Below are 5,141 nucleotides of genomic sequence, written 5' to 3' on the forward strand. Positions count from 1 at the left end.
GCGGCCGCGGCGCGGCCCGCCGCACCGGCCCGCAACGGCGCCGGCCCGGCGATCAGCCTCGACAAGCTGCAGGCCACCGCGCCCTCGCTGGTGTCGCTGTACAAGACGGCCGGGGTCTCGCTGCGCAAGCAGGGCCTGGACGGCCGGCGCGCCGCCGTCTACCTGGTGCTCGACCACTCCGCCTCGATGAGCGGCCTCTACCGGGACGGCTCGGTGCAGCGCCTCGCCGAGCAGTCGCTGGCGCTCTCCGCCAACCTCGACGACGACGGCACCGTCCCGGTGGTGCTCTTCAACGACCGGGCGTACGAGGCGCAGGAGGTCGTGATCGGGCGGCACGACGGTGCGGTGCAGCAGGTGCGGGCGGCGGTCGGCGCCAAGTTCGGCGGCACCCGGTACGCCCCGGCGATGAAGGCCGTGCTGAAGCACTACGCGGAGTGCGGGGCGACCGACCCGGCCTTCGTGATCTTCCAGACGGACGGTGCCGCCTTCGACAAGAAGGACGTGCTGGCGCTGATCCGCTCCTCCTCGCAGCTGCCGGTCTTCTGGCAGTTCCTCGGCTTCGGCGAGCACGACGCCAAGCACTTCGCCTTCCTCCGCTCACTGACCGGCCTGGCCGGCCGGGCCACGCCGAACGCCGGCTTCTGCGCCACCGGCCGGAACCCGCGCTCGCTCGCCGACGACACCCTGTACGGGCGGCTGCTGGCCGCCTACCCCGCCTGGCTGGAGGCGGCGAAGGCGGCCGGCGTCACCGGCTGAACCTCACGGCTCCGACGTCACGGGCCCGGCGGCCGGCGGTTCCGGACTGCGCGGTTCGGGACTGCGCGGTTGCGGCGGTACGGCGGGCGGCACCGGCGCGGCGAGCCGGGCCAGGCCGCTGCGGGTGGCGGCGACCACGACCCGGTCGCCGGCCGCCAGCCGGCGGGCCCGGTCCGCGAAGTTCCACTGCAGGTCGGCGGGCCGCCGGGCGAGCCGGACGGCGAGCACCCGGACACCGCCGGGCTGCTCGATGCCGTGCAGGTCCCGGCCGGCCAGGCCCGAGGCGTCGTCGACGGCCACCTCGGCGATCAGCAGCACGTGCCGGTACACCGAGAGGGTGCCCAGCACCTCACGGCCCATCAGCGCCGCGGCGAAGGCCGGCGCGGACAGGTACGAGACGGAGCGGGAGGCGACGTTGCCGAGCGTCGCGTAGACGTGGTGCGCGAAGTCGTCGTCGAACAGCCGGACCACGATCCGCATGTCCGGCCGGACGGCGCGGGCCTCCAGCGCCGCCTCCAGGTTGGCCGCGTCGTCGCTGGTGACGGCGGCCAGCGCCCGGGCCCTGTGGATCCGGGCCCGGCGCAGCTGGCTCTCCAGCGGGGCGTCGCCGACCAGCACCGGGATGCCCCGCGCCCGGACGGCCGCGATGCCGCGGGCCTGCGGGTCCCGTTCGACGCAGACCACCGGCACGCCGGTGTCCTGCACCAGGGTGGCCACCCGGATGCCGACGCTGCCGAGGCCGACCACCACGACGTGGCCGCGCACCCCCGCGCTCGGGGCCCGGGGGACGCCGCGGCGGCCGCTGGCCAGCGCCTCGACCACGACGGCGGTCGCCACCGGCATGAAGGTGATCCCGCAGAAGGTGATGACCACCTGGGCGGCCCTGGCCCAGATCCCGCCCGGCGCGCCCGCCGCCGGGTCGTCCGGCTGGGCGGCGCCGGCGAGGTCGAGCAGCGCGAGGTAGAGCGTCCAGCCGACGTCCCGGTGGGCGAGGTAGAGCACGGCGGTGCTGAGCAGTACGGCGGCGAACGCGGTGCTGAGCACCAGCCGCATCCGGACGCCGGTGACGTAGCGCAGCGCGTCGAGCAGCGTCCAGCGCAGCCGGGAGGTCCACGGGATGCGCAGCGGCGGTTCGGAGCCGAGGGCCTGCAGGGCGGCCAGCCCTCCCTGGCCGGCGGCCGGTGCGGGCGGGCCGGCGGGGCCGGTGCCGGGCGGGCCGTTGTCGCCGTATCTTCGGGCCAGTTCGATGAACTCGGCGGCCCGGCCGGCGGTCTCCGGCAGCAGCCGCAGCCGGGACAGGTCCTGCCGGTCGATCCGGTCGGCGACCAGGCAGAGCCGGCCCGCGCCGATGTCCTCGTCGTACGCGACGTAGAGGTAGCGTCCGCCGACCGGCACCGAGTTGGGGCGGCCGAGGACGCCGTTGGCGAAGGCCGGGGCGGCGGTGGCGGAGCCGGAGAGGGCCGCGCAGTTGGGCAGCAGCCGTTCGATGTGTTCGCCGAGCCGCTGGTTGAACATCCGCAGCACGATCCGGATGCCCGGGTTGGTGCCCTGGGCGGTCAGCGCCGCGTGGATGTTCTGCTGGTCGTCGCCGTCGACCAGGGCGATGCCGAGCGCGCCTTCGACCCCGGCGGCCCGCAGCGCCTCCTCGGTCACCGTGCCGTGCTCCAGTACGGCGGCGACGCCGGGCAGCCGCCCGATCCGCGGCCCGTGGTCGCGGTCCCGGTCCGGCAGCACGGCGACCACCGGCACCTCGTAGTGCTCCGTCAGCTCCAGCACCAGCCGGTGGGCCAGCGCGTTCCCGCCGCACACGATGTAGTGCCCGCGGTGTCCGTCCCCTGTCATACCGGTGAAGCGTATGCGCAGAATCCTTCCGGCGGGCGGCCGGAAGGTGTCTGACGTGTGATCAGTTCGGTGTGCCGCGGCCGGTGTTGCGCAGTCTCCCGGTGCGGTGTCAGGCGGTGGCGGTGACGCCGGCGACCAGGAGCAGCAGGACGGAGGAGACGGCGGTCATCCGGCGGGCCGCGGTCGGGGTGGAGCCGAGGGTGGTGCGGGCGCGGCCGGCGGCCAGGGCGACGGCGGCGTAGACCACGGCGCAGGACAGGACGTTGAGCGCGCCGAGGGCGAGGACCTGGCCGCCGACCGGGAGGGCGGCCGCGGGGTCGACGAACTGCGGGACGAGGGAGAGGTAGAGCAGCAGGCCCTTGGGGTTGAGCAGGGCGGTGAGGACGCTCTGCCGCAGCACGGCGCGGGCGGGCTGGGGCCGGGCCTCGGGCGGGCTGCCGCCGTCGCGGCGCAGCGAGAGCAGCATGGTGACGGCGAGCACCGCGAGGTAGGCGGCCCCGGCCCAGCGGAGGGTGGGCAGGACGGCGGGGACGGCGCGCAGGGCGGCGGCGAGTCCGGCGGCGGAGAGCAGGGTGTGGACGGTGTAGCCGGCGCAGACCCCGGCGACGGCGAGCAGCGCGGCGCGGCGGCCCTGGCCGAGCCCGCGGGCGGCGATGAGCAGCCAGTCGGGTCCGGGGGTGCAGACCAGCAGGAGGTCCACCCCCAGGAAGAGGATCAGGGCGTGTGCGTCCATGGCGGTGCGGTGCTCTCCGTGGCCGGCGGTCGGGTGTCGGTGACCGAAGGTAGCCGGAACGGCTGAGCAGCCGATGACCTGTTTGCGCAGTTCATCGGGGTCGTTTGGCAGAATGTTGCGCCATGGACCGCACTGACCGCAGAATCCTCCACGAGCTCCAGCAGGACGGCCGGCTGACCAACGCCGAGCTGGCCGACCGGGTCGGCCTGACGCCCTCGCCCTGCCTGCGGCGGGTGCGGCAGCTGGAGCGGTCCGGGGTGATCCGCGGGTACCGGGCGATGCTGGACGGCGCGGCGGTCGGCTGCGGCTTCCAGCCCTTCGTGACGGTGGTGATGCGGCACGAGGACCGGGCGACGGTCGCCGAGTTCGAGCAGCGGGTGGCCGAGCTGCCCGAGGTGGTCGAGGCGCACCGGCTGTTCGGCGACCCGGACTACCTGCTGAAGATCGCGGTGGCGGACGTCGCAGCGTACGAGCGGTTCATCACCGACGTGCTGTCCGGCCTGCCGGGGATCGCACAGGTCAACTCGCTGATGACGATGAAGCGGGTGAAGGAGGACACCGGCCTGCCGGTCCGGCCCGCCGCGGGCTCCCGCGGCTGATCCCCGCCGCACCGGGACCCACGGCCCCCGGCCCCGGCCTTGGACCCGGACCCGCCGCGCCCGGTCCCCGCCACGCGGCCACCCGTGCGGGTGGTCCCCGGCCGCCGTTCGGCAGCCCAGTGATTGCCGCCCCCGCGGACCGGCCGGACACTCGGAAAGGCCCGGAACACGGACGACGGAACGAGGTGGAGACCATGGCGGTCTGCGTGGTGTGCAAGAACGACTACTGGCTGTCCTTCGAGATCAAGACGGTCAGCGGCGACACGTACACCTTCGACAGCTTCGAGTGCGCGATGGAGAAGCTCGCGCCGCGCTGCGAGCACTGCAGCGTGCGGATCGTCGGCCACGGCGTGGAGGTGGCCGGCATGTTCTTCTGCTGCGGCAACTGCGCGCGGGCCAACGGCGGGCTGGGCGACCAGATCCGCGACGCGGTCGGCGCCCATCCCGGCAGCTGAGCGGGCGGCCCGGCCGCCGCCGCGCGAGGACGGCGGCCGGGTGGAGTGCGCCGGACGGCGAGCTGCTCAGATCCGGGCGTGCGAGCCGATGTCCGCCGTGAACTCCTCCGTCATCGCCGGGGTGACGGTCGGCCGGCACTGGGCGATGGCGGCGAGGTAGTCCTCCGTGGCGGCCCCTGCCGCGGCCGCCCGCTCCCCCTCGGCGGGCTCGCCGAGATCGCGTTCGAACGCCGCCTGGGCCGCGATCCGGGCGGCGTGTTCGATGTCGGCGGGGGTGAACAGCCCGCTGGCGGCGACCAGGGCGTCGAGGTCGACCCCGGCCCGGCCCGCCGCGTACCGGGACCAGATCGCACGGCGGGCCGCCGCGTCCGGGGTGCCGATCGGGACGAGGTAGTCGAACCGGCCGTGGCGCAGGAAGGCCGGGTCGAGCGAGCGGATCGAGTTGGTCGCGCACACCAGCAGGCGCTCCTCCCCCTCGCGGAACCCCGGGATCAGCTTGAGCAGTTCGTTGGTGACCCCGTGCATGCCGCCGGCCGCGCCCTCGCCCCGCACCGGGGCGATCTCCTCGACCTCGTCGATGAAGACCAGCACCCGCTCCAGTTCGGCGATCCGGGCGAAGGCCGTGCGCAGTGCCGCGGCGAGGTTGCCCTCGTCGGCGAGCCGCGACGGCAGCAGTTCCACGAACGGCCAGCCGAGCCGGGAGGCGACCGCCCGGGCGAAGGTGGTCTTGCCGGTGCCGGGCGGGCCGAACAGCGC

General features: G+C 75.1%; 6 protein-coding genes. 3 read left to right on the forward strand and 3 right to left on the reverse strand.

The window, feature by feature from the left end; genetic code table 11:
• Nucleotides 1-756, forward strand: a 756-nt coding sequence (locus tag ABZ641_RS25295) for a VWA domain-containing protein (protein WP_359985172.1), incomplete at its 5' end; no start/stop codon positions are given.
• Between the two features lie 3 nt (nt 757-759).
• Here ABZ641_RS25295 and ABZ641_RS25300 read toward each other — a convergent pair.
• Both ABZ641_RS25300 and ABZ641_RS25305 read right to left on the reverse strand, forming a co-directional pair.
• A complete protein-coding gene (locus ABZ641_RS25300) occupies nt 760-2,598 on the reverse strand; it encodes an NAD-binding protein (protein ID WP_359985175.1) in 1,839 nt (612 codons plus the stop codon).
• A 109-nt stretch (nt 2,599-2,707) separates the two neighbouring features.
• Nucleotides 2,708-3,331, reverse strand: coding sequence for a LysE family translocator (locus tag ABZ641_RS25305; protein WP_344623666.1), 624 nt, complete (start codon nt 3,329-3,331; stop codon nt 2,708-2,710).
• Nucleotides 3,332-3,453: 122 nt separating this feature from the next.
• Between ABZ641_RS25305 and ABZ641_RS25310 the strand changes: the two genes are divergently transcribed.
• Together ABZ641_RS25310 and ABZ641_RS25315 are read left to right on the forward strand one after the other, a co-directional pair.
• Nucleotides 3,454-3,930 (forward strand): Lrp/AsnC family transcriptional regulator, encoded by a 477-nt coding sequence (locus tag ABZ641_RS25310; RefSeq protein WP_344623665.1) that lies wholly within the window; start codon nt 3,454-3,456, stop codon nt 3,928-3,930.
• Between the two features lie 194 nt (nt 3,931-4,124).
• Complete coding sequence (locus tag ABZ641_RS25315; protein ID WP_030265899.1) at nt 4,125-4,385, forward strand: hypothetical protein; 261 nt, start codon at nt 4,125-4,127, stop codon at nt 4,383-4,385.
• 66 nt (nt 4,386-4,451) lie between these two features.
• Here the strand turns inward: ABZ641_RS25315 and ABZ641_RS25320 are convergent.
• A partial coding sequence (locus tag ABZ641_RS25320) for an ATP-binding protein (RefSeq protein ID WP_359985179.1) occupies nt 4,452-5,141 on the reverse strand: 690 nt, incomplete at its 5' end.

The sequence above is a fragment of the Kitasatospora sp. NPDC007106 genome, assembly GCF_040634455.1.
Classification (GTDB): domain Bacteria; phylum Actinomycetota; class Actinomycetes; order Streptomycetales; family Streptomycetaceae; genus Kitasatospora; species Kitasatospora arboriphila.

What these genes read in the sequence shown, in the direction of transcription:
- ABZ641_RS25300 (WP_359985175.1), bottom strand. Translation starts at nt 2,598, where the DNA reads ATGACAGGGGACGGACACCGCGGGCACTACATCGTGTGCGGCGGGAAC.
- ABZ641_RS25305 (WP_344623666.1), bottom strand. Translation starts at nt 3,331, where the DNA reads ATGGACGCACACGCCCTGATCCTCTTCCTGGGGGTGGACCTCCTGCTG.
- ABZ641_RS25310 (WP_344623665.1), top strand. Translation starts at nt 3,454, where the DNA reads ATGGACCGCACTGACCGCAGAATCCTCCACGAGCTCCAGCAGGACGGC.
- ABZ641_RS25315 (WP_030265899.1), top strand. Translation starts at nt 4,125, where the DNA reads ATGGCGGTCTGCGTGGTGTGCAAGAACGACTACTGGCTGTCCTTCGAG.